18 protein-coding genes are annotated in these 22849 nt (G+C 62.5%); 12 read left to right on the forward strand and 6 right to left on the reverse strand.

Going from position 1 to position 22849, the window contains the following annotated elements; all coding sequences use genetic code 11:
* Positions 1 to 137 precede the first annotated feature (137 nt).
* From rsmA to FQ668_RS01325, 4 genes are read right to left on the reverse strand one after another with little or no spacing between them, the layout of a single operon-like run.
* Complete coding sequence (gene rsmA, locus FQ668_RS01310; RefSeq protein WP_003255558.1) at positions 138 to 941, reverse strand: 16S rRNA (adenine(1518)-N(6)/adenine(1519)-N(6))-dimethyltransferase RsmA; 804 nt, start codon at positions 939 to 941, stop codon at positions 138 to 140.
* Positions 938 to 1927: a 4-hydroxythreonine-4-phosphate dehydrogenase PdxA gene (pdxA, locus tag FQ668_RS01315; protein WP_014589445.1), complete on the reverse strand. Its 990-nt coding sequence runs from the start codon at positions 1925 to 1927 to the stop codon at positions 938 to 940. Before pdxA ends, rsmA begins: the two co-directional genes overlap by 4 nt.
* Positions 1924 to 3249 (reverse strand): peptidylprolyl isomerase SurA, encoded by a 1326-nt coding sequence (gene surA / locus FQ668_RS01320; protein WP_019439097.1) that lies wholly within the window; start codon positions 3247 to 3249, stop codon positions 1924 to 1926. Before surA ends, pdxA begins: the two co-directional genes overlap by 4 nt.
* A complete protein-coding gene (locus FQ668_RS01325) occupies positions 3224 to 6031 on the reverse strand; it encodes an LPS-assembly protein LptD (protein WP_014589447.1) in 2808 nt (935 codons plus the stop codon). Before FQ668_RS01325 ends, surA begins: the two co-directional genes overlap by 26 nt.
* Positions 6032 to 6161: 130 nt before the next feature.
* Between FQ668_RS01325 and FQ668_RS01330 the strand changes: the two genes are divergently transcribed.
* From FQ668_RS01330 to FQ668_RS01340, 3 genes are read left to right on the forward strand one after another with little or no spacing between them, the layout of a single operon-like run.
* Positions 6162 to 7181: an aminoglycoside phosphotransferase family protein gene (locus tag FQ668_RS01330; RefSeq protein WP_014589448.1), complete on the forward strand. Its 1020-nt coding sequence runs from the start codon at positions 6162 to 6164 to the stop codon at positions 7179 to 7181.
* Positions 7178 to 7849: an N-acetylmuramate alpha-1-phosphate uridylyltransferase MurU gene (murU, locus tag FQ668_RS01335; RefSeq protein ID WP_019439099.1), complete on the forward strand. Its 672-nt coding sequence runs from the start codon at positions 7178 to 7180 to the stop codon at positions 7847 to 7849. The genes FQ668_RS01330 and murU overlap by 4 nt, the downstream gene beginning before the upstream one ends.
* 1 nt (position 7850) lies before the next feature.
* Entirely contained in the window at positions 7851 to 8618 is a 768-nt protein-coding gene (locus FQ668_RS01340; protein ID WP_010951746.1) for a TerB family tellurite resistance protein, read from the forward strand.
* A 26-nt stretch (positions 8619 to 8644) separates the two neighbouring features.
* On the opposite strand, the gene FQ668_RS01345 is transcribed toward FQ668_RS01340, so the two are convergent.
* Complete coding sequence (locus FQ668_RS01345; RefSeq protein ID WP_019439100.1) at positions 8645 to 9643, reverse strand: alpha/beta hydrolase family protein; 999 nt, start codon at positions 9641 to 9643, stop codon at positions 8645 to 8647.
* 95 nt (positions 9644 to 9738) lie between these two features.
* On the opposite strand from FQ668_RS01345, the gene FQ668_RS01350 reads away from it, so the two are divergent.
* From FQ668_RS01350 to trpE, 9 genes are all read left to right on the forward strand, one after another.
* On the forward strand, positions 9739 to 12126 hold the full coding sequence (locus tag FQ668_RS01350; RefSeq protein ID WP_019439101.1) for a transporter substrate-binding domain-containing protein: 2388 nt from the start codon (positions 9739 to 9741) through the stop codon (positions 12124 to 12126).
* A gap of 7 nt (positions 12127 to 12133) precedes the next feature.
* Positions 12134 to 12766, forward strand: a complete 633-nt coding sequence (locus FQ668_RS01355; RefSeq protein ID WP_172830947.1) for a response regulator transcription factor — start codon at positions 12134 to 12136, stop codon at positions 12764 to 12766.
* Between the two features lie 295 nt (positions 12767 to 13061).
* Entirely contained in the window at positions 13062 to 14186 is a 1125-nt protein-coding gene (locus FQ668_RS01360) for an ABC transporter ATP-binding protein (protein ID WP_003255547.1), read from the forward strand.
* Positions 14187 to 14226: 40 nt separating this feature from the next.
* Positions 14227 to 15261: an ABC transporter substrate-binding protein gene (locus tag FQ668_RS01365; RefSeq protein ID WP_019439217.1), complete on the forward strand. Its 1035-nt coding sequence runs from the start codon at positions 14227 to 14229 to the stop codon at positions 15259 to 15261.
* Between the two features lie 60 nt (positions 15262 to 15321).
* Positions 15322 to 16569 (forward strand): ABC transporter permease, encoded by a 1248-nt coding sequence (locus FQ668_RS01370; RefSeq protein WP_010951751.1) that lies wholly within the window; start codon positions 15322 to 15324, stop codon positions 16567 to 16569.
* A gap of 10 nt (positions 16570 to 16579) precedes the next feature.
* The gene (locus FQ668_RS01375; RefSeq protein ID WP_014589454.1) at positions 16580 to 17407 is read left to right on the forward strand and encodes an ABC transporter permease; all 828 of its coding nucleotides are present in this window, start codon (positions 16580 to 16582) and stop codon (positions 17405 to 17407) included.
* Between the two features lie 151 nt (positions 17408 to 17558).
* The gene (gene rpe / locus FQ668_RS01380; RefSeq protein WP_003255539.1) at positions 17559 to 18233 is read left to right on the forward strand and encodes a ribulose-phosphate 3-epimerase; all 675 of its coding nucleotides are present in this window, start codon (positions 17559 to 17561) and stop codon (positions 18231 to 18233) included.
* Positions 18230 to 19048, forward strand: coding sequence for a phosphoglycolate phosphatase (locus FQ668_RS01385; protein WP_014589455.1), 819 nt, complete (start codon positions 18230 to 18232; stop codon positions 19046 to 19048). Before rpe ends, FQ668_RS01385 begins: the two co-directional genes overlap by 4 nt.
* 69 nt (positions 19049 to 19117) lie before the next feature.
* Positions 19118 to 20599 (forward strand): anthranilate synthase component I, encoded by a 1482-nt coding sequence (gene trpE, locus FQ668_RS01390; protein WP_019439218.1) that lies wholly within the window; start codon positions 19118 to 19120, stop codon positions 20597 to 20599.
* A gap of 133 nt (positions 20600 to 20732) precedes the next feature.
* Here trpE and estP read toward each other — a convergent pair whose 3' ends face one another.
* Complete coding sequence (estP, locus tag FQ668_RS01395) at positions 20733 to 22622, reverse strand: esterase EstP (protein ID WP_019436726.1); 1890 nt, start codon at positions 22620 to 22622, stop codon at positions 20733 to 20735.
* Positions 22623 to 22849 lie beyond the last annotated feature (227 nt).

Consider the following 22849-nt stretch of genomic DNA (forward strand, 5'->3'; position numbering starts at 1 on the left):
CCAGCGGTGATCGGGCTTGGGGGGGGTGTTACCTGTACCGGCCTCTTCGCGGGTAAACCCGCTCCTACAAGGGGTCGCACAGGATTTGAGGGTTGTGCGATCCCTTGTGGCCCGCGAAGAGGCCGGAACGGGCTAAATCAGGCTTGTTGCTGATCAGCCAGTTGGTCAGCCAGGCGCACGAAGGCTGCCAGGTCGAGCTGTTCAGGGCGCAGGCTGCCATCAACGCCAGCAGCCTCGATGGCGGCGCTGTCCAGCAGGCCTTTCATGGTGTTGCGCAGGGTCTTGCGGCGCTGGTTGAACGCTTCGCGAACGACACGCTCCAGCAGCAGGTGGTCCTTGGCCGGGAACGGCAGCACTTCGTGCGGCACCAGGCGGACGATTGCCGAATCCACTTTCGGGGGTGGGTTGAAGGCTCCAGGGCCGACATTGAACAGGTGCTCCACGCGGCAGTGGTACTGCACCATGATCGACAAGCGCCCCCAGTCACCGCCGCCAGGGCCGGCGGCCATGCGCTCGACCACTTCCTTCTGCAGCATGAAATGCATGTCGCGGATCAGCCCGGCGTGGCTGAGCAGGTGGAAGATCAGCGGGGTGGAGATGTTGTAGGGCAGGTTGCCAACCACCTTGAGGCTGCGCGGCGGCACGCCCAGCTGGTTGAAGTCGAACTTCAGGGCGTCGCCCTGATGCAGGCGGAAGTTGCTGCGATCGGCGAACTTGTGCTGCAGGATCGGCACCAGGTCTTTGTCCAGTTCCACCACGTCCAGCTGTGCGCCACTGCCCAGCAGGCCTTCGGTCAGGGCGCCCTGGCCCGGGCCGATTTCCAGCAGGTGTTCGCCGGCCTTGGCGTTGATGGCACGCAGGATGCGGTCGATGATACCGGCGTCGTGCAGGAAGTTCTGGCCGAAGCGCTTGCGCGCCCGGTGTTGGTATTGCTCGTTCATGGTCGGTTCTCGGCCATCTGGTAGGCGGTTTCCAGTGCGACGCGCAGGCTGCCGGTGTCGATTTTGCCAGTGCCGGCCAGGTCCAGGGCGGTGCCGTGGTCAACCGACGTGCGGATGATTGGCAGGCCCAGGGTCACGTTCACTGCAGCGCCGAAGCCTTTGTACTTGAGTACGGGAAGGCCCTGGTCGTGGTACATCGCCAGCACCGCATCGCAGTGCTCCAGATATTTGGGGGTAAACAGGGTATCGGCCGGCAGCGGCCCGCGCAGGTCCATGCCTTCGGTGCGCAGGCGGGCCAGGGTCGGCTCGATGATGTCGATTTCTTCGCGGCCCAGGTGGCCGCCCTCGCCCGCGTGCGGGTTGAGGCCGCACACGAGGATACGCGGGTTGGCAATGCCAAACTTGTCGCGCATGTCGGCATGCAGGATACGGGTTACACGTTCGACGCGCTCTGCAGTAATAGCGTCGGCAACATCACGCAGTGGCAAGTGCGTGGTCACCAGGGCCACGCGCAGGCCGCGGGTGGCCAGCATCATTACCACTTGTGCGGTGCGGGTCAGTTCGGCAAGGAATTCGGTATGCCCGGAAAAGGCGATACCGCTTTCGTTGATCACACCCTTGTGCACCGGGGCCGTGATCATCCCGGCGAAGTGGCCGTCCAGGCAACCTTGGCCAGCGCGGGTCAGGGTTTCCAGCACGAACGCTGCGTTGGCCTTGTCGAGCTGGCCTGGCACCACCGGGGCCGCCAAGGGGGTATCCCAGACGTACAGGCTACCTGCAGGTGCCGGGAGGTCAGGCCATTGGCCCGGGGCTACCGGCAGCAGGCTGACGGCCAGCCCCAGCTGCGTGGCCCGCTCGGCGAGCAGGTCACGGCTGGTGATGGCGATCAGGGGGTGGGGCTGGGCGTCTGCGGCGAGCAGCAGGCACAGGTCGGGGCCTATGCCGGCCGGCTCGCCGGGGGTGACGGCGAAGCGCAGGGGCTTCACTGGGCGGCCTGGTCAGCGCCAGGCAGCTTGATTTCAACGTAGGCTTCGTCGCGGATCTGGCGCAGCCAGGTTTGCAGCTCTTCGTCGTACTTGCGGTTGCGCAGTACGCCCAGGGCCTGCTGTTCGCGAGCCTGCTCGGTGCTATCGGTGGCGCGGCGGCCCAGCACTTCCAGAACGTGCCAGCCGTACTGGGTCTTGAACGGTTTGGTCACTACGCCTTGCTGGGCATTGGCCATCTGTTCACGGAACTCCGGTACCAGGCTGTTCGGGTCGACCCAGTTGAGGTCGCCGCCGTTGAGTGCCGACCCCGGGTCTTCCGAGAAGCTCTTGGCCAGTTCGCCGAAGTCTTCGCCGTTCTTGATCCGATCGTACAGGCGCTCGGCCAGCTGCTGGGTGGCCGCCTCGCTGCGGATCTCGCTTGGCTTGATCAGGATGTGGCGTACATGCACTTCGTCACGCAGCACGTTCTCGCTGCCGCCGCGCTTCTCCTCGAGCTTGAGGATGATGAAGCCGTTGGGGATGCGAATAGGCTGGGTAATTTCGCCCACCGGCATGCTGCTGAGCATCTTGGCGAAGTCGGGTGGCAGCTGACCGGCTTTACGCCAGCCCATCTCGCCGCCTTCCAGGGCGTTTTCGCTGGCCGAGTTGGCAATCGCCATCTGGCCGAAGTCAGCACCCTGGCGCAGTTGCTGGTACACGTCACCGACCTTGCGCGCAGCCTTCTGGATATCGTCCGAGTTGGCGGCTTCCGGAGTCGGGATGAGGATGTTGGCCAGGCGGTACTCTTCCGACATCTGCATCTTGCCCAGGTCTGAGGCCAGGAAGTTCTTCACTTCCTGCTCGGACACCTGAATGCGTTCGGCAACGCGGCGTTGGCGCACGCGGCTGATGATCATCTCGCGCTTGACCTGCTCGCGAGCGTCCTCGAACGACAGGCCGTCACGGGCCAGCGCCGCGCGGAACTGGTCCAGCGACATGCCATTGCGCTGGGCAATGGTGCCAATGGCCTGGTTCAGCTCTTCGTCGGTGATGCGGATGCCAGAGCGCTCGCCGATCTGCAGCTGCAGGTTCTCGACGATCAGGCGTTCCAGGACCTGCTGTTCCAGGGCGCTGGTCGGCGGCACGCCGCCGCCGCGCTTGGCGATGGTTTGCTGGACTTCATGGACACGCTGGTCCAGCTGGCTTTGCATGACCACGTCGTTGTCGACGATAGCCACCACGCGATCAAGAGGTTGCACCGCGGCATGCACCGCGCCACTCAGCAAAGCGACGCCCAGCAACACTGGGCGCAGACGATCAATAAGCTTGGTCTTCACGTTCACGGTAACCTTGAATGCCTTGGTCGAGGAAAGACTCGACCTTGTTGCCAACTACGCCGCCGAGGCCTTTCAGGACGATCTGAAGGAAGACACCGTGGTCGCCTTTTTCGTTCTGTGGAAGGGCCTGGCTGAAATCGTCGTAGTCGATCCAGTAACGGTTGATCAGGCGCAGCTTCCAGCAGCAGTTGTCGTATTCGAAACCACCCATGGCTTCCAGGGTGCGGTTGCGGTTGTAGTCATGCTGCCAGCGAGCGATTACGTTCCACTGCGGCACGATCGGCCAGATGACCGAGAAGTCGTGCTGCTGGATCTTGTAGTAATCCTTGATGTAGTTCGGATCGCCCGGGGTGCCATAGTCACCGCCGCCCACTTTCCAGGTACCCGTGGTCGAGTCGTAGGCAATGGTGTCGTTACGGTAGCGATAACCGAGGTTGACGATCTTGTTCGGGTTGTCTTCAGGCTGGTAGTGGAACATCGCGCTGCCCGAGCGGGTGCTGCGGCTGTCCGGGTCCCAGTTGAAGTCCGAATTGAAGCGCCAGTCGCGGTTGAAGTAGTAGTTGTACACCAGGGCGTATGGCGATACATCGGACTGCGCGTCCTTGCGGGTGCGGTAGTCGATGCCTGGCAGCTGGACCTTGCGGTCCTTGAAGTAGTAGGCCTGGCCGATGCTGAAGTTCTGACGCTCGAAGCCGTTCTCCTCGATCCAGCGGGTGGTCACGCCCAGCGACAGCTTGTTCTCGTCGCCGATGCGGTCGGTACCACTGAAACGGTTGTCACGGAACAGCGAGTCGTAGCTGAACAGGGTTTCACCCGTGTCGAACAGCGGGATGTCCATCTGGTCCTTGTACGGGACATAGAGGTAGAACATGCGCGGTTCGAGGGTCTGGCGGTAGTTGGTGCCGAACAACGAGGTGTTGCGATCGAAATACAGGCCGCTGTCGACGCTGAAAATCGGGATATCGCGGTTCAGGTTGCTTTTGTAGTCGCCGAACACGTCCAGTGTGTCTGCGTTCGCGCCAGCAATGTCGCTCTTGCCCTTGCTATCCAGGTCAAGGTCGTAATGGGTATACATGTACTTCAGCTTCGGCGTGATGTAGCCGTAGCTGGCCTCCATCGGCAGGCTGATGGACGGGGCGACGTTCAGGCGGGTACCGTTGGCACGCGCTACACCGAAGATGTTTTCGTCAAGACGACGACCGGGTACGCCGGCGCTGGCGTCTGGATTGCCATCTTCGTCCAGAACGAAATCGTCCTTCAGATCACGATCAAAACGAACAGCTTCAGTCTCGTACCCAAGGTTCAAACCGCCAGGCTGGAACGGCAGCGTACCGTTCAGGGTCAGCTGCGGCAGGCGATCATACGGCGTGATCTGCGAGATGGTCGCCATCTCGTAGGCATGCACATTCAACCGCGCGGTGTAGCTGTCGCCTCGGTAGGTCAACGCACCCTGCTGGTTCAGCAGGTCGCGGCTTTCCACGCCAATCTGGTCGGACTCCAGGTCCTGGAAGTAGAACGGGTCGCTGATGTCGGTGTAGTCCACCTCGGTCATCAGGCGTTCGTCCAGGCCACCCTTGTGCTGCCAGTTGACCATCCAGCGCTGATCTTTGTAATCCGTCTGATCTTTGCGGTCGTCGTTCTTGTCGTTCAGGTAGGCGCCGCCGAACTGCCCTTCGCTGGAAGGTGTCAGGTAGCGGAACTCGCCTTCCATCAGCAGGCCGCGCTTGGCCATGTAACGCGGGTACAACGTGGCGTCGTAGTTGGGCGCCAGGTTGAAATAGTACGGCGTGACCAGCATGAAGCCGGTGTCGCTGCTGGTGCTGAACGACGGCGGCAGGAAGCCGGACTGGCGACGGTCGTCAATCGGGAAGTAGATGTACGGTGTATAGAACACCGGGAAATCCTTGACCCGAAGCGTAACGTTGGTCGCAGTACCGAAACCGGTGGCCGGGTTCAGGGTGATGTTGTTGCCCTTCAGCTGCCAGGCGTTGCTGCCCGGTTCGCAGGTGGTGTACGTACCGTCCTTGAGGCGGATGATGGCGTTTTCGCCACGCTTGGCGTACAGGGCACTGCCGCGGATGTGCGACTTGTGCATCACGTATTCGGCGTTGTCGACCTGGGCTTCGCCAGTGTCGAGCTGGATCTGGGCCTCGTCACCGACCACCAGCGAACCGTTGTCACGGATCTTGACGTTGCCCTTGAGCTCGCCACGGTTTTCGGCCTGGTAGAGGTTGGCCTCGTCGGCTTCGGCCTGCATGCTGCCCTGGCGCATCACCACGTCACCGGCGAGGGTAGCGATCTGCTGCTCCTGCTGGTACTTGGATACCTTGGCATTGATGTAGGTTGGCGACTCGTCCTTCGGCGTGGTGTCGGCCATGCCCGGGCGGGTTGGCTCGATATACGCGCCACCGCAGTACGGGCCGGTTTCAGCCAGTTGCGCGGCGGTGAGCTTTTCACGCGGAACCCAGTCCAGGTGGCTGTAGTCTTCGCTGCGCGACTTCAGACCACGGCCCTTGGCCTCGGTAACCAGCATGGGCCGGTCCGCAGTTTCGGCTTCGCCCGCCGCTTCGGTACCGGAGCTGACGGCTGCACCTTCGTGCACCGGGCGCGGTGGCAAGTTGTTGACTGGGGTTTTGGGCTTGCAGTCCCAACCACCGGCGGCGGACACTTGGCAGTCGAACTGTTCGGCTGCCACTACGTATGAGGTGGCCAGAGGTTGCAGGGCCAGCAGACCGCCGGTTACCAGCAACGGAAACTTTCTACGAAACGCGGGGGATTTCAATGCCATCTTATTAGTCCGGGCTTCCTGCGTGCCATCTGCCCGCGTGTGGGGCCGCACGCCTCTCGATGGTCTGAAAAAGATGCTGGATAATAAAGCATGACCCGCTTGACGGCTAGGGCCGTCGGAGACCCTTGCAATGCCTGAACACGATGTACGCCTGCAACAACTGACGGTCTGGCTCGATGAGCAGCTCAATGATCTTTTCCGTGACAACGCCTGGGGCGAGGTGCCTGCAGGCAGCTTGACCGCTGCCAGCAGCGACGCCAGCTTCCGCCGCTATTTCCGCTGGCAGGGCGCTGGCCACAGTTTCGTGATCATGGATGCGCCCCCCCCGCAGGAGAACTGCCGACCGTTCGTCGCCATCGACCACCTGCTGGCCAGCGCTGACGTACATGTGCCGCTGATCCACGCCCAGGACCTGGAACGTGGCTTTTTGCTGCTTGGGGATCTGGGCACTCAGACATACCTTGACATCATCAATGCCGACAACGCCGATGGCCTGTTCGCCGACGCCATCGATGCCCTTCTGAAGTTCCAGCGTTTGCCGATGGACGCGCCGCTGCCCAGCTACGACGACGCCCTGCTGCGCCGTGAAGTGGAACTGTTCCCCGAATGGTACGTGGGGCGTGAGCTGGGCCTGAGCCTCACCGATGCACAGAAGGCCACCTGGCAGCGCGTCAGCCAGTTGCTGATCGACAGCGCCCTGGCGCAACCCAAGGTGCTGGTACACCGTGACTACATGCCGCGCAACCTGATGCAGAGCACCCCCAACCCTGGTGTGCTGGACTTTCAGGATGCGGTATACGGCCCGGTCACCTACGACATTACCTGCCTGTTCAAGGACGCCTTTGTCAGCTGGCCGCAGGCGCGGGTCGAAGGTTGGCTGAGCGACTACTGGCAGCAGGCGCAGGCGGCCGGGATCCCGGTGCACGCCGAGTTCGAAGCCTTCCACCGCGCCAGTGACCTGATGGGCGTGCAGCGGCACCTGAAGGTGATCGGCATCTTCGCCCGTATCTGCCACCGCGACGGTAAGCCGCGTTACCTGGGCGACGTGCCGCGTTTCTTCGCCTATATAAATGAAGTGATCGGTCGCCGGCCCGAATTGGCGGAGCTGGGTGAGCTGATTGCCGAGTTGCAGGCCGGAGCGCGTGCATGAAGGCCATGATCCTGGCTGCGGGGAAGGGCGAGCGCATGCGCCCGCTGACCCTGCACACCCCAAAACCGTTGGTCCCGGTCGCCGGCCAGCCGCTGATCGAGTACCACCTACGCGGCCTGGCGGCAGCGGGCGTGACCGAAGTGGTGATCAACCATGCCTGGCTTGGCCAGCAGATCGAAGACCATTTGGGCGACGGTAGCCGCTTCGGCCTGAGCATCCGCTATTCACCTGAAGGTGAACCGCTGGAAACCGGTGGCGGCATCTTCAAGGCCCTGCCTTTGTTGGGTGATGCGCCGTTCCTGCTGGTGAATGGCGATGTGTGGACCGACTACGACTTCGCGCGTTTGCAGGCTCCCCTGCAAGGCCTGGCTCACCTGGTACTGGTCGACAACCCTGGCCATCACGGCCGCGGTGACTTCCGCCTGGTGGGCGAGCAGGTCGTTGACGGCGATGACGCGCCCGGCACGCTGACCTTCAGCGGCATTTCTGTGCTGCACCCGGCGCTGTTCGAAGGTTGCCAGGCGGGTGCCTTCAAACTGGCACCGTTGCTGCGCCAGGCGATGGCGGCCGGCAAGGTATCTGGCGAACACTACCGTGGGCACTGGGTGGATGTTGGCACGCTTGAACGCCTGGCCGAGGCTGAGTCTCTGATTGGCGAGCGCGCCTGACATGTGGTGGCCAGGCACGGTGATAGGTGTGGGTGCCGGCTTTGCCGTTGCGAGCATACCGGGTGCCTTGCTCGGTGCGTTGCTTGGGCAGGCCATTGACCGCCGGCTGCGCTTGCAAGGCTGGGAAGACATGCGCGAACGCCTGGGTGGGCGCCCCGCATTACGCGACGACGAGTTGTTGTTCGTGATGCTCGGGCGCCTGGCCAAGTGCGATGGCCGGGTAGCCGAGCAGCATATCCAGCAGGCGCGTCAGGAGATGGTGCGCCTGGACCTGGCCGAGGCAGCCCGGTTGCGCGCCATCAATGCGTTCAACCGTGGCAAGGCGGGCAAGGACCGGCTTGGCGGGCACCTGCGGCGCATCAGTCAGCAGCCCCACGCGGCGGAAGGTACCTTGCGGGCCTGTTGGCGCATGGTCTGGGCTGACGGCAAGATGGGCAACAAGGAGCGTGAGTTGCTGCTGGACTGGGGGCAGAAGCTGGGCATGAGTCGACGCCAGGTGCAGGCCATGTCCCTGGAGTACGAGCCGCGCAAGGCCACGGGGGCAGAAAGCGTGCCCATGACCTACGCGGCAGCGTTGCGCTTGCTGGCGGTGGACGCAGACACCGACACCGATAAGGTCAAGCAGGCGTATCGTCGGCTTGTCAGCCGGCATCACCCGGACAAGCTGGCAGGTACCGGTGCCAGCGAGGCGCAGGTGCGTGAAGCAACCGCGCGTACCCGTGAGTTGCACCAGGCCTATGCCATGATCCGCAAGCGGCGCGGCCTTTGACGCCCCGCCACAAGGATCAAGACGAATCAGCCCTGAGGGCTCATCCACCCCCGCACCCGGCGGAACAATTGCTCTTGTTCCGCCGCTTTGTTTGCTGGCATGGCAATCAATGACAATTGTCGGTACTGGCTATCCTTCTGCCGCTTGCTGGCCTGCAGCCGTTGCTGGGCTGCGTTGCGGTCAGCGCTGCGGGTGGCGTAGTAGATATCGGCCGTGGGTACCTTCAAGGTTGGGGCCAGGCTTTCCAGGTCCTGCTCAACCCGTGCAGGGGTCTGCGCAGCGACCATCACCAGTTTTTGTACCTGTGGTGGCTGCTTCTCGCTCAGGTAGCGCGCCGCCCAATATGCACCGCTACCATGGCCGATCAGTACGATGCTGCGGGTATTGTGTTGCTGGGCGAACGCCACGGCGGCATCCAGGCGGGCGAAGATGCGTTCGGCATCTGCCGGGTCGGCCTGCTCGCTGGCTTGTTCGGCATCGGTGCTTTCTGCTGTGTCGGCATCGGCTGCGGTGGCTTGGGCCACGTTGGCGTTGGCATCGGCCGGAACGTCCTTGACCGGTGCGCTTTCGCCTTTGTCTGGCGCAGGCGCTGCCGGTGGTGTGGCTTCGACCCTCGCTTGCGGGCTGTCTGCGAGCAGGTCGGGCAGGCTGACGCTCAGGCTGTGCCAGCCGATATCAGGGAATTTTTGCCGCAGTGGGCCGACTGCATTTGGCCAGTCGGCCGTTTCGCCTGCACCAGGGACAATGATCACCGCCCCTTGCGGATCGTTGTCGTTGGCCGGCTTCCACAGGGCCAGGAAGCTGTCGGCACCGGCCTGCAGGGTCTGCTGCTCAGCCTTGGGCAGCAGCCGTTCCAGCGCCAGTGCATCCTCCTGGCTGCGTTCCAGCAAGGGTGGGCGTGGTGCCTCGGCAGCAGGTGCCATGGTATTTGCAGGTGGTTTTTCGGCATCGGCGGCCAGGGCGCCTAGTGGAAGGACCGAGGCCAGGCAGCACATTGCCAGCGTCGTGCGATAAAGTGTGGACATGAGTCAACCCAAGGCCAGAATGAAACCGGCAGCCTAATAGTATTTGCCCGTGACGGCCATGCTGCATGGCCGTCTTTGCCAAGTCGAGCGTATAGATGAAGCGAGTGCGTCGCCTGTTGGTTATCGGCTGCTTGTGGCTGCCCTTGATTGCCTGGGCCAAGCCCGAGGCGCTGCCAACTGTGGTGCTGGAGCCTGACCAGCAGCAGTGGCTGGACACCCACCGTAGCCTGCGTGTCGGCCTGGTGTTGCAGGCACCCTACGCCCAGTTCGACCGGCGTCTGCAGCAACTGTATGGAGCCAATGTGGAGCTGGTGAACAGCCTGGCGCAGACGCTGCGGCTGGACCTCACCTGGCGTAACTTCAGTGACCAGGCCAGTTTGGAACATGCCCTGCAGAGCGGCGAAATCGACTTCGCCCCTGGCCTTACCCAGACGCCGGCCAGCCTGCGCCTGTGGCTATTCAGCGACCCGTACATGCGCGTGCCACAGCTGGTGGTGGGGCCGCGCACCGGGGCCATGGCCGTGGAGCTGGAAAAGCTCGAAGCCGAGCAACGCGTGGCGGTGCGCATGCCCAGCCCGCTGGCGGATTACCTGCGCAGCAACTACGGCAACCTCAACCTGCAGGGGGTGCCCGACGATCGTGAGGCCTTGCAACTGGTGGTAGGTGGCCAGGCCAGTTTCGCCGTGCTGGATGAAGCGCAGCTCAGCCGCCTGTCGCGCGAGAGCGAGTTCAGTGAGCTGGCGGTAGTCGGCGATATTGGCCTGCCGCAGCTGCTGCGTATCGGTTCGCGGCGCGACTGGCCGCTGCTGGCCGATGTACTTGAGCGTGGCCTGCAGGCACTGCCGGCCAAGGAGCTGGAACAACTGCATCAGCGTTGGTTGCAGCCGAAATACCCACGCCTGAGCGAGTCGCCTGGCTTCTGGCAGAACATGGCCTTGCTGTTCGGTCTGTTGCTGTTGTGTGCCTTGGCCACGCTGGTGTGGCAACGCCGTCAGCAGCGCCAGTTGGAGCGCAGCCTGCTGGCCGCGCGGGAAAGCCTTGTTGAGCGCCAGGTGCGCGAAGAGGCGTTGCGCCTGAGCCAGTTCGCCATCGATCAGAGCACCGTGGGTATCCTCTGGGTCAACTGGGACAGCCATGTGCGTTACGCCAACCATGCCGCCGAGCGCATGTTGGGCTACAGCGAAGGGGCGTTGCTGGAGCGGCCGCTGAGCGACTTCGAGCCGAGCCTGAACATGGACCGTTGGCTGGAGCTGTGGAAGGGGGCGCGGACAGGGGCGGGGGGTGTCGGTCAGTTTGAGACGCAATGCCGGCGGGCTGATCAAAGCTTGCTACCCGTGGAGCTGTCGCTGAGCTTTCTGCGCTTTCGTGATTCCGAATATCTGGTGGTCTACCTCGCCGATGTCACCGAACGCCACCGTGCCCTGGCGGCCCTTCGCGAAAGCGAGGCGCGGCTCAAGGGCATTGCTGGCAACGTACCAGGGTTGGTGTTTCGCCTGGAACGTGACCCGGCCGAGGGCGATCTGGAGTTCCCCTATATCAGTGAGGGTAGCGAGGCTTTGGTAGGTTATGCACCCAGCGAGATCCAGCACCCGCAGATGGGCCTGCGCAACCTGGTGCACCCAGAGGACCGTGCTGATTATCACAGGGTGCAGGACCTGGCCCTGGCCAGCGACCAGGACTGGTCCTGGCAGGGGCGCATCCTCACCCGGCAGGGCGAACAGCGCTGGGCCGATATCAAGGCCAGCGCCCGGCATCTGGGCAACGGCCAGGTGGTGTGGGACGGTGTAGTCTGGGACATCACACAGGGCAAGCGGGCCGAGCTGGCGCTGGCGAAGTCCCAGGAGCAGTTGCGCGAACTCTCGGCCCACCTGGAGAGCGTGCGTGAAGAGGAAAAAGCCCGTATCGCCCGGGAAGTGCATGATGAACTGGGGCAGATGCTGACCGTGCTCAAGCTGGAAGTGTCGATGTGCGAGCTGGCCTATGCCGAGCTGGACCCTGGCCTGAATGATCGCCTGGCAAGCATGAAGCGCCTGATCGCCCAGTTGTTCCAGTTGGTGCGCGATGTCGCCACTGCCTTGCGTCCGCCGATCCTTGATGCCGGCATTGCCTCGGCCATCGAATGGCAGGCGCGGCGTTTCGAGGCACGTACGCAAATCCCCTGTCTGGTGCAAGTACCCGATAATCTGCCAGCATTGAGTGATGCCAAGGCCACCGGGCTGTTTCGTATCCTCCAGGAGGCGCTGACCAATGTGATGCGTCACGCCCAGGCGCACAGCGTAGAGATTGAGCTGGTACGTGAGGGCGGACAGTTGCGCATGACGGTCAGTGATGATGGCCAAGGCTTTTGCCGCGAGCAGACCCGGCCCACCTCGTTTGGCCTGGTGGGTGTGCGCGAGCGGGTGCTGATGCTGGGGGGGAGCATGACGCTGGAAAGCGAGCCGGGCGAAGGCACCAGCCTGAGCGTGGCCATTCCGTTGGAGTAGGAGAGCAATCGTGATTCGAGTACTGGTGGCCGAAGACCACACCATTGTCCGTGAAGGCATCAAGCAGTTGATTGGCCTGGCCAAGGACATGCAAGTGGCGGGGGAGGCCGGTAATGGCGAGCAGTTGCTCGAAACTCTGCGCCACACACCGTGCGAGGTGGTACTGCTGGACATCTCGATGCCGGGTGTGAACGGCCTGGAGGCGATCCCGCGTATCCGTGCGTTGCACGATGCTCCAGCGATCCTGATGTTGTCGATGCACGATGAGGCACAGATGGCGGCGCGGGCGCTGAAGGCCGGTGCGGCGGGCTATGCCACCAAAGACAGTGACCCGGCGCTGTTGTTGACAGCTATTCGTCGGGTGGCAGGTGGCGGGCGTTATATCGACCCGTCGCTGGCCGACCGCATGGTGTTCGAAGTAGGCCTCACCGAATCCCGGCCGTTGCACACACTGCTCTCGGAGCGGGAGTTTTCGGTGTTCGAGCGCCTGGCCCAGGGCGCCAACGTCAACGACATCGCCCAGCAGTTGGCGCTGTCGAGCAAGACCATCAGCACCCACAAGGCGCGCCTGATGCAGAAGCTGAAAGTGAACTCGCTGGCGGAGCTGGTGAAGTACGCCATGGAGCACAAGCTGATCTGATTGCGACATACGGGTGCCCGAAACTTCCCGAAGCCTCTGTGGGAGCGGGCATGCCCGCGAACGGGCCTGGCCTGCTGATCTCTATGGCTGAGCCGGCCTCTTCGCGGGCATGCCCGCTCCCACAGGTTTCGTGGTTGGCTCGCAAGGGCATTCCAATCCCGCCATCCTTGTAGGGCGATCCTTACAACAAATCTTCCATCCGGATGATGGCATTCTCTCAGTACCCCCGATTTTCGGGCGCTTGCGTCTCTTCTACTCTTTTGCCTACGCAGTCATCCAACAAGAAGGTGCAGGCATGAGCGAGGCGAAGTCGAACGCTGCAACCGGCGAAACGCTGGTCAGCTTCCGTGGTGTGCAGAAGAGCTACGACGGCGAGTCGCTGATCGTCAAAGACCTCAACCTGGATATCCGCAAGGGCGAGTTCCTCACCCTGCTTGGCCCGTCCGGCTCGGGCAAGACCACCAGCCTGATGATGCTGGCGGGCTTCGAAACGCCCACCGCCGGTGAAATCCAGCTTGGCGGGCGCTCGATCAACAACGTGCCGCCGCACAAGCGTGATATCGGCATGGTGTTCCAGAACTACGCGCTGTTTCCGCACATGACAGTGGCCGAGAACCTGGCCTTTCCGCTGACCGTGCGCAACCTGAGCAAGACCGACATCAGCGAGCGGGTCAAACGTGTGCTGAACATGGTGCAGCTCGACGCTTTCGCCAAACGCTACCCCGGCCAGTTGTCCGGTGGCCAGCAGCAGCGGGTGGCGCTGGCCCGGGCATTGGTGTTCGAGCCTCAGCTGGTGCTGATGGACGAGCCACTTGGCGCGCTGGACAAGCAGCTGCGCGAACACATGCAGATGGAGATCAAGCACATTCACCAGCGTCTTGGTGTGACCGTGGTGTACGTGACCCACGACCAGGGCGAAGCGCTGACCATGTCCGACCGCGTGGCGGTGTTCCACCAGGGCGAAATCCAGCAGATCGCCGACCCGCGCACGCTGTACGAAGAGCCCTGCAACACCTTCGTCGCCAACTTCATCGGCGAGAACAACCGCATCAGCGGCACCCTGCTGGCCAGCGATGGCAAACGTTGCCAGGTGCAGTTGCCTCGCGGCGAGCGGGTCGAGGCGCTGGCGGTGAATGTCGGCCAGGCCGGCGAGCCGGTGACCCTGTCGATACGCCCGGAGCGCGTGCGCCTGAACGGCCACAGTGAAAGCTGCGTGAACCGGTTCTCTGGCCGGGTGGCCGAATTCATTTACCTGGGCGACCACGTGCGGGTGCGCCTGGAGGTTTGCGGCAAAGGCGACTTCTTCGTGAAGCAGCCTATTGCCGAGCTCGACCCGGCGTTGGCCGTGGGCGATGTGGTACCGCTGGGCTGGGAGGTGGAGCACGCCCGCGCGCTCGATCCGATTGCCGAAGCCCATTGATGGATTGCTTCACCAACCCTGTACTGTGGAGAGAATAATAATGCGCAAGCAGTTGAAACTGACCGCCCTGGCTTTAGGGCTGTTCACCGCTGGCCAGGCCATGGCCGCAGACCTCACCGTGATTTCGTTCGGCGGCGCCAACAAGGCTGCCCAGGTCAAAGCGTTCTACGAACCCTGGGAAAAAGCGGGTAATGGCAAGATTGTCGCGGGTGAGTACAACGGCGAAATGGCCAAGGTCAAGGCAATGGTCGACACCAAGAGTGTGTCGTGGAACCTGGTAGAGGTTGAGTCGCCAGAGCTGGCGCGCGGTTGCGACGAAGGCATGTTCGAAGAGCTCGACCCGGCCCTGTTCGGCAACGAGGAAGACTACGTGCCTGGTGCCATTCAGCCTTGCGGTGTGGGCTTCTTCGTCTGGTCCACGGTCATGGCCTACAACGCCGACAAGCTCAAGACCGCCCCCACCAGCTGGGCCGATTTCTGGGACACCAAGCAGTTCCCGGGCAAGCGCGGCCTGCGCAAGGGCGCCAAGTACACGATGGAATTTGCACTGATGGCCGACGGTGTTGCGCCAAAGGACGTCTACAAAGTGCTGGCAACCAAGGAAGGCCAGGACCGCGCCTTCAAGAAACTCGACGAACTCAAGCCCAGCATCCAGTGGTGGGAAGCGGGTGCACAGCCACCGCAGTTCCTGGCCTCTGGCGACGTGGTCATGAGCTCTGCCTACAACGGCCGTATTGCCGCTGTGCAGAAAGAGAGCAACCTCAAGGTGGTGTGGAACGGCGGCATCTACGACTTCGATGCATGGGCAATTCCTAAAGGCGCCAAAAACGTCGAAGAGGCGAAGAAGTTCATCGCCTACAGCGTCAAGCCCGAGCAGCAGAAGATCTACTCCGAAAACATCGCCTATGGCCCGGCCAACTCCAAGGCCGTGAGCCTGCTGTCGGACGAAGTGAAGAAAGACATGCCGACCACGCCTGAGAACATTGCCAACCAGGTGCAGATCGACGTGACGTTCTGGGCCGACAACAGCGAGCAGCTGGAGCAACGCTTCAACGCCTGGGCGGCGAAGAAGTAAACGTCCAGTGTGTGGGGCCGTAAAGCGGCCCCCAATTCAGCCTGTATTGCGGAGTTCGCCATGGCCATTGCAGTGCCCCTCAACGAAGGCGCAGGTCCAAGTCTCAAGCAGCGCCTCAAACACGCCGAGCGGGTCAACCGCTGGAAGGCGCAGGCGTTGATCGCGCCGCTGGCGCTGTTTCTTCTGCTGGTGTTCCTGGTGCCGATTGCGGCGCTGCTGTACAAGAGCGTCGGCAACCCTGAAGTGGTCGGCGGCCTGCCGCGCACGGTGGAAATCATCAGCCAGTGGGATGGCAAGAGCCTGCCAGGCGAGGACGTTTACAAGGCGCTGAGCCAGGATTTGGCCGAGTCGCGCAAGAACCAGACCCTTGGTGACCTTTCCAAACGCTTGAACATGGAACTGGCCGGTTACCGCAGCTTGTTGACCAAAACTGCCCGTGCACTGCCCTTCAAGGCTGAGCCTGCCTCTTATAAAGAGGCATTGCAGGCTGTCGACGAGCGTTGGGGCGACCCGGCTTATTGGCAGGCGATACGCCGCAATACCAGTTCGGTGACTTCTTTCTACCTGCTGGCCTCGGTGGACCATCGCATCGATGACCTTGGTGAGCTGGCCAAGGCCACCCCGGACCAGGCCATTTACCTGGACATTTTTGTCCGTACCCTGTGGATGGGGGTGGTGATTACCACTATCTGCCTGGTACTGGCCTACCCACTGGCCTACTTGTTGGCCAACCTGCCGACCCGGCAGAGCAACCTGCTGATGATTCTGGTGCTGTTGCCTTTCTGGACATCGATCCTGGTGCGGGTGGCGGCCTGGATCGTGCTGCTGCAGTCGGGCGGGCTGATCAACAGCGCGCTGATGGCCATGGGCATCATCGACCAGCCGCTGGAGCTGGTGTTCAACCGCACAGGCGTCTACATCTCGATGGTGCACATCCTGCTGCCGTTCATGATCCTGCCGCTGTACAGCGTGATGAAGGGTATTTCCCCGAGCTACATGCGCGCGGCGATCTCGTTGGGCTGCCACCCGTTCGCCAGTTTCTGGCGGGTGTACTTCCCGCAGACTTACGCCGGTGTTGGCGCCGGTTGCCTGCTGGTGTTCATCCTGGCCATCGGTTACTACATCACCCCGGCGCTGCTGGGTAGCCCCAACGACCAGATGGTCAGCTACTTTGTCGCCTTCTACACCAACACCAGCATCAACTGGGGCATGGCCACCGCACTGGGCGGGCTGTTGCTGCTGGCGACCGTGCTGTTGTACCTGATCTATAGCTGGCTGGTCGGTGCCAGTCGTCTGCGCCTGAGCTGAGGAGCCTGTCATGCTGAGCCCATACATGTCGCCCGTGGAACGGGTCTGGTTCTACAGCCTGCGCATTCTCTGTGGCTTGATCCTGCTGTTCCTGATCTTGCCAGTGCTGGTGATCGTGCCGCTGTCGTTCAACAGTGGCAGCTTCCTGGTGTACCCGCTGCAGGGCTTCTCGCTGCAGTGGTATCAGGACTTCTTCGGCTCGGCCGAATGGATGCGGGCGTTGAAAAACAGCATCATCGTTGCCCCAGCGGCCACGGTGCTGGCCATGGTGTTCGGCACTTTGGCGGCCATCGGCCTGACCCGTGGCGATTTCCCCGGCAAGTCGCTGGTGATGGCGCTGGTGATATCGCCCATGGTGGTGCCGGTAGTGATCATCGGGGTGGCCAGTTACCTGTTCTTCGCCCCTCTGGGCATGGGCAACAGTTTCACCTCGCTGATTCTGGTGCATGCGGTACTGGGTGTGCCGTTCGTCATCATTACCGTGTCGGCGACGCTGCAGGGGTTCAACTACAATCTGGTGCGTGCGGCGGCCAGCCTGGGAGCTTCGCCTCTGCTGGCTTTCCGCCGGGTAACCCTGCCGCTGATCGCACCCGGCGTCATCTCGGGAGCACTGTTTGCCTTTGCCACCTCGTTTGACGAGGTGGTGGTGACGCTGTTCCTCGCAGGGCCGGAGCAGGCAACCCTGCCGCGGCAGATGTTCAGCGGTATTCGCGAGAACCTGAGCCCGACCATTGCCGCGGCGGCGACCTTGTTGATTGCGTTCTCGGTGGTGTTGCTGTTGACCCTGGAATGGTTGCGTGGGCGTAGTGAGAAGCTGAGGACCCAGCAGCCGGCCTGATGATGGTTTGCCTGTGCGGGCCTCTTCGCGGCTAAAGCTGCGAAGAGGCCCGCACAGGTTGCGCTGGTCGACAGCAATTGATACCAATCAGCCTTCATCGCTTTCCCTGAGTTACAATGCGCGCCACCGTGACTCTGCCAACAGGTGCGCCATGCAGCCCTACGCTATTGCCCCCTCCATTCTCTCTGCCGATTTTGCCCGCCTGGGTGAGGACGTCGACAAGGTATTGGCTGCGGGTGCAGACATCGTCCACTTCGATGTCATGGACAATCACTATGTCCCCAACCTGACCATCGGTCCGATGGTTTGCACCGCTCTGCGCAAGTACGGCGTTACTGCGCCGATCGACGTGCACCTGATGGTCAGCCCGGTTGACCGCATCATTGGTGACTTTATCGAAGCGGGTGCCACCTACATCACCTTCCACCCTGAAGCCACGCAGCACATCGACCGTTCGCTTCAGCTGATCAAGGATGGTGGTTGCAAGGCCGGCCTGGTGTTCAACCCGGCCACCAGCCTGGACGCCCTGAAGTATGTGATGGACAAGATCGACATGGTGCTGCTGATGAGCGTCAACCCAGGCTTCGGCGGGCAGAAGTTCATCCCCGGCACCCTCGACAAACTGCGCGAAGCGCGTGCGCTGATCGACGCCAGTGGCCGTGATATCCGTCTGGAGATCGATGGTGGCGTGAACGTCAACAACATCCGCGAGATCGCTGCCGCTGGCGCCGACACCTTCGTGGCCGGCTCGGCGATCTTCAACGCCCCGGACTACCAGGAAGTGATCGCCAAGATGCGCGCCGAACTGGCCCTGGCCCGCCCATGAGTGGCTTCGAGCAGCTGTTCCCCGGAACGCTGCCAAGGCTGGTGATGTTCGATCTGGACGGTACCCTGATCGATTCCGTGCCTGACCTGGCCGCCGCTGTGGACCGCATGCTGCTCGAACTGGGGCGCCCGCCTGCAGGCCTTGAGGCCGTGCGCCACTGGGTTGGCAACGGCGCCCAGGTGCTGGTGCGCCGCGCGTTGGCGGGCGGCATCGACCATGCCGATGTGGACGATGCGCTGGCAGAACAGGCGCTGGCGTTGTTCATGGACGCTTATGCCGAAAGCCATGAACTTACCGTGGTCTACCCCGGCGTGCGCGACACCCTGCGCTGGCTGCGCAAGCAGGGTGTGGAGATGGCGCTGATTACCAACAAGCCTGAGCGCTTTGTCGGTCCGCTGCTGGACCAGATGAAGATCGGTAATTTCTTCCGCTGGATCATTGGTGGCGACACCCTGCCGCAGAAAAAGCCTGACCCGGCGGCGTTGCTGTTCGTCATGCAGATGGCCGGTGTTACCCCGCAGCAGTCCCTGTTTGTCGGTGATTCGCGCAGTGACGTGCAGGCGGCGAAGGCGGCTGGCGTGCAATGCGTGGGCCTGACCTACGGCTATAACCATGGCCGGCCGATCGACGACGAATCCCCCAGCCTGGTAATCGACGATCTGCGCGCATTGCTGCCCGGTTGCGCAGACCCGGCCACTGGGATAACGTTGGCGGACCTTCAAGCCTCACAAGACAGAGAGTCCACCGTGGCGGTTACTGGCAAATTCTGGATGAAAGTCATCAAGGCCTTGGCCCGTTGGCGTTGGCGCGCCTGACTTCAGCCTGCCGGCGTGTGCCGGCCCGTCCGTTTGCCTGACCTATTGCTGCTTGCCACGAGACTACTCATGAACCGCGAAGAATTCCTGCGCCTGGCTGCTGCCGGCTACAACCGTATTCCCTTGGCCTGTGAAACCTTGGCCGACTTCGACACGCCGCTGTCGATCTACCTGAAACTGGCTGACCAGCCCAACTCGTACCTGCTCGAATCGGTGCAGGGCGGGGAGAAGTGGGGCCGTTACTCGATGATCGGCTTGCCATCGCGCACCGTGATGCGTGTGCATGGCTACCATGTCAGCATCCTGCACGATGGGGTCGAGGTGGAAAGCTGCGATGTCGAAGACCCGCTGGCATTCGTTGAAACCTTCAAGGACCGCTACAAAGTTGCCGATATCCCCGGCCTGCCGCGTTTCAATGGCGGCCTGGTCGGTTACTTTGGCTATGACTGCGTGCGCTATGTAGAAAAGCGCCTGGGCGCCAGCCCCAACCCAGACCCGCTGGGCGTACCGGATATCCTGCTGATGGTGTCCGACGCGGTGGTGGTGTTCGACAACCTGGCGGGCAAGATGCACGCCATCGTGTTGGTCGACCCAGCTGAAGATCAGGCCTTCGAACAGGGCCAGGCACGCCTGCAAGGCTTGCTGGAAACCTTGCGCCAGCCAATCACCCCGCGCCGCGGCCTGGACCTGAGTGGCCCGCAGGCGGCCGAGCCAGCGTTCCGCTCCAGCTACACCCGCGAGGATTACGAAAGCGCCGTCGGTCGTATCAAGGAATACATCCTGGCCGGGGACTGTATGCAGGTGGTGCCGTCGCAGCGCATGTCGATCGACTTCACGGCTGCGCCTATCGATCTGTACCGCGCGCTACGTTGCTTCAACCCGACGCCATACATGTACTTCTTCAACTTCGGTGACTTCCATGTGGTCGGCAGCTCGCCCGAAGTGCTGGTACGTGTCGAGGACAACCTGGTCACCGTGCGCCCGATTGCCGGAACCCGCCCGCGTGGTGCGACCGAAGAGGCCGATCGTGCGCTGGAAGACGACCTGCTGTCGGACGACAAGGAAATTGCCGAACACCTGATGCTGATCGATCTGGGCCGCAACGATGTCGGCCGTGTGTCTTCGACCGGCAGTGTGCGCCTGACCGAGAAGATGGTGATCGAGCGTTACTCCAACGTGATGCACATTGTTTCCAACGTTACCGGCCAGCTGCGTGAAGGCCTGACGGCGATGGATGCACTGCGGGCGATTCTGCCGGCGGGTACCTTGTCGGGTGCGCCCAAGATCCGGGCGATGGAGATTATCGACGAGCTGGAGCCGGTCAAGCGTGGGGTTTACGGCGGTGCCGTCGGCTATTTTGCCTGGAACGGCAACATGGATACCGCAATTGCCATTCGTACTGCAGTGATCAAGGATGGCGAGCTGCATGTGCAGGCCGGTGGCGGCATCGTTGCCGACTCGGTGCCGGCGCTGGAATGGGAAGAAACCATCAACAAGCGCCGGGCGATGTTCCGTGCGGTGGCGTTGGCCGAGCAGACTTCCGCCAGATAAATTGATTGGGGCTGCTGCGCAGCCCATTCGCGGGTAAACCCGCTCCTACAAGGGTTGCGCAAGCCTCAGGCATACGAGGCCGTCGTAGGAGCGGGTTTACCCGCGAATGGGCCGCAAAGCGGCCCCCGGCAATTTAGAAGTCCACACTAACCCCCACGCTAACGCCCTGCTGCGTCAACTCATCACTCTTGCGCCAGTTGTAGTTCCCGCGCAAATGCACCCCTGCCAACAGTTCATGGCTCACACCCACGCTCGCCCGGGTCAGGTCGCTGTGCGGCGTATACCCGGTCAGGGTGAAGTCATTCGCCGGCAAGCTGGTCAGGTGCATCGTCACATCCTGCTCGTCGTCCTCGAACTCATGCTCCTGCGCCACCTCGGCAAAAAGCCGGGTACTTGGCAGTACCTGCACACTGCCCAGCAGCCCCACGCCCAGGCGGCGTGACGTGCGCTCCTGGTCATCGAAGCCAAGCGCCGTCGAGCGTCCGCTCTTCTCGTCGTAACCATCCACCTTCACCCGCGCATAGTCGGCACTGATGAAAGGTGCCAACTGCCAGTTGCTGGTGTCGGCCGCCAGGTTGTAGCCCAGCCGCCCGGACAATGCCCAGGCTTCGCCGTCGGTGTCGCCCTTCTCACTGCGATCATTCACGCCCAGGGCGAAGGTACGCTTGAGGTCGCTGTAGTCCAGGTGCCCGGCGGTCAGCGCCGCGTCGGCCCACCAGCGGTCCTGACGGTACTGGGCAAAGGCGCTGGCCATATAGCTGTTCAGTTTGTAGTCCGAATCCTGTTCGCCAGCTTCCAGCTTCTGCCGGTACGCACCGCCGGCCAGGCCCAGGCGCCAGGCGTCGTTCAGGCGATAGCTGCCGCCCACGGTCAGGTTGTAGCCGCGGCCGTCACCGCTGGCCGCGCTGCGCTGGCCGTCGAAGTCCAGGTCCTGAACGCCGCTGGCGACAAAGGCTTGCCATTGGCCAACTGCTTGCCAAGGCGTCTGCCACTGATTGCGTAACTCATCCTGATGAGCCCGCAGGCTGGCGTGGGCCATTTCCGGTAGCAGGGTCAGTTCCCAGGGGGCTGCGAGGATCGAGTAGGCGTAATCGGCAATCAGCTGCTGACCCGCGATGGTCGGGTGTACCGAGTCGTTGAACAGCAGTTTGGTCGGGTCTGGCGTTGTGCCGTTGATCCCGTACACCGGGTTTTCCACGCAGCTATCGCCGCTGTAGCAGGTGCCGACCAGGTTCTGGTCGCTGGCCAGGCCGAACTGACTGGGGCTGGCAAGCGCCTCGCTCAACAGCACAGGGATGTTCAGTGGAATGATCTGGGCATCGATCTGCCCTAGCTGGCTGATCAATGACTGGTTGAACGCAGCGGAGAGCAGTGACAGTGGATTTTGCTGGGGCGTGCCGCTGAAATTGGGCGTTTGGCCGAGGTCAGGTAGCAGCCAGACCATGATGTAGCGCGCACCTCCTTGCTGAAGCGCTTGGGCGCTGGCAGCCAGGCGGGCGCCGGCGGCTACGGCGTCGGCTGGGCTATTAACCAGGCCCTGGAGGAAGTCGTTACCGCCGCCTGTCAGGTAGTACAAGGCATTGGGGTCGGCGCGCAGGCCGTTGGCCAGGTAGCCGGGGCGCTCGCGCAGCACCTGCCCGGCATTGGGGTTTCCTGGTGGGATGACGGTCTCGGACGTTGTCGTGATCGAGTCCAGGATCTGCTGGGTGGTGTACCCGCCGACTGCCCAGTTATTACCATCGGGCTGGATGCCTACGGATGTCGACGGGTTAAGCTCGCCTGGCGCGACGCCCAGGCGGCCACCGAGGATCATCGGCGACACCGGGGCGAAGTTGCCGTCGGCGTCACGGTTGGTGAAACGCGCGCCTGGGGTACCGCCACCAAGATCGGGAAACTGCCCGGCATCGGCGAGGCTGTCGCCAAACACGATCAGGGTTGAATAGGGCGAAGGGCCGGCCAACGCCTGGCTGCAGGCCAGGGCCAGTGAAGCGAGGGTAAAGCGCAATAACGGGGCTTTTCGCATCAGGGAACATCCTTTTCTTTGTTTTTATCAGAACAAGCCCATCGACCTTAGCAAATCGTCGTGCTTCGCTCCCAAGTCCATTCGTTTCCCCGTGTTTACAGGCATATTGCGCCCGTCGCCCCGGTAGGCTACTGTGCCGGGACGTATGAGCGAGACCTATCCTGTGTTGATCGTCAGCAAACTCTTGATGCGCGTAATCAAGGCCCACGCCCGTTGGCGTTGGCGCG

The sequence above is a fragment of the Pseudomonas sp. Kh14 genome, assembly GCF_900291005.1.
Lineage (GTDB): Bacteria > Pseudomonadota > Gammaproteobacteria > Pseudomonadales > Pseudomonadaceae > Aquipseudomonas > Aquipseudomonas alloputida.

Coding starts and splice junctions, on each gene's coding strand:
- murU (WP_019439099.1), top strand. CDS start 7,178: ATGAAGGCCATGATCCTGGCTGCGGGGAAGGGCGAGCGCATGCGCCCG.
- FQ668_RS01360 (WP_003255547.1), top strand. CDS start 13,062: ATGAGCGAGGCGAAGTCGAACGCTGCAACCGGCGAAACGCTGGTCAGC.
- FQ668_RS01330 (WP_014589448.1), top strand. CDS start 6,162: ATGCCTGAACACGATGTACGCCTGCAACAACTGACGGTCTGGCTCGAT.
- FQ668_RS01370 (WP_010951751.1), top strand. CDS start 15,322: ATGGCCATTGCAGTGCCCCTCAACGAAGGCGCAGGTCCAAGTCTCAAG.
- FQ668_RS01375 (WP_014589454.1), top strand. CDS start 16,580: ATGCTGAGCCCATACATGTCGCCCGTGGAACGGGTCTGGTTCTACAGC.
- estP (WP_019436726.1), bottom strand. CDS start 22,622: ATGCGAAAAGCCCCGTTATTGCGCTTTACCCTCGCTTCACTGGCCCTG.
- rsmA (WP_003255558.1), bottom strand. CDS start 941: ATGAACGAGCAATACCAACACCGGGCGCGCAAGCGCTTCGGCCAGAAC.
- FQ668_RS01365 (WP_019439217.1), top strand. CDS start 14,227: ATGCGCAAGCAGTTGAAACTGACCGCCCTGGCTTTAGGGCTGTTCACC.
- FQ668_RS01325 (WP_014589447.1), bottom strand. CDS start 6,031: ATGGCATTGAAATCCCCCGCGTTTCGTAGAAAGTTTCCGTTGCTGGTA.
- FQ668_RS01350 (WP_019439101.1), top strand. CDS start 9,739: ATGAAGCGAGTGCGTCGCCTGTTGGTTATCGGCTGCTTGTGGCTGCCC.
- FQ668_RS01340 (WP_010951746.1), top strand. CDS start 7,851: ATGTGGTGGCCAGGCACGGTGATAGGTGTGGGTGCCGGCTTTGCCGTT.
- FQ668_RS01345 (WP_019439100.1), bottom strand. CDS start 9,643: ATGTCCACACTTTATCGCACGACGCTGGCAATGTGCTGCCTGGCCTCG.
- FQ668_RS01385 (WP_014589455.1), top strand. CDS start 18,230: ATGAGTGGCTTCGAGCAGCTGTTCCCCGGAACGCTGCCAAGGCTGGTG.
- rpe (WP_003255539.1), top strand. CDS start 17,559: ATGCAGCCCTACGCTATTGCCCCCTCCATTCTCTCTGCCGATTTTGCC.
- trpE (WP_019439218.1), top strand. CDS start 19,118: ATGAACCGCGAAGAATTCCTGCGCCTGGCTGCTGCCGGCTACAACCGT.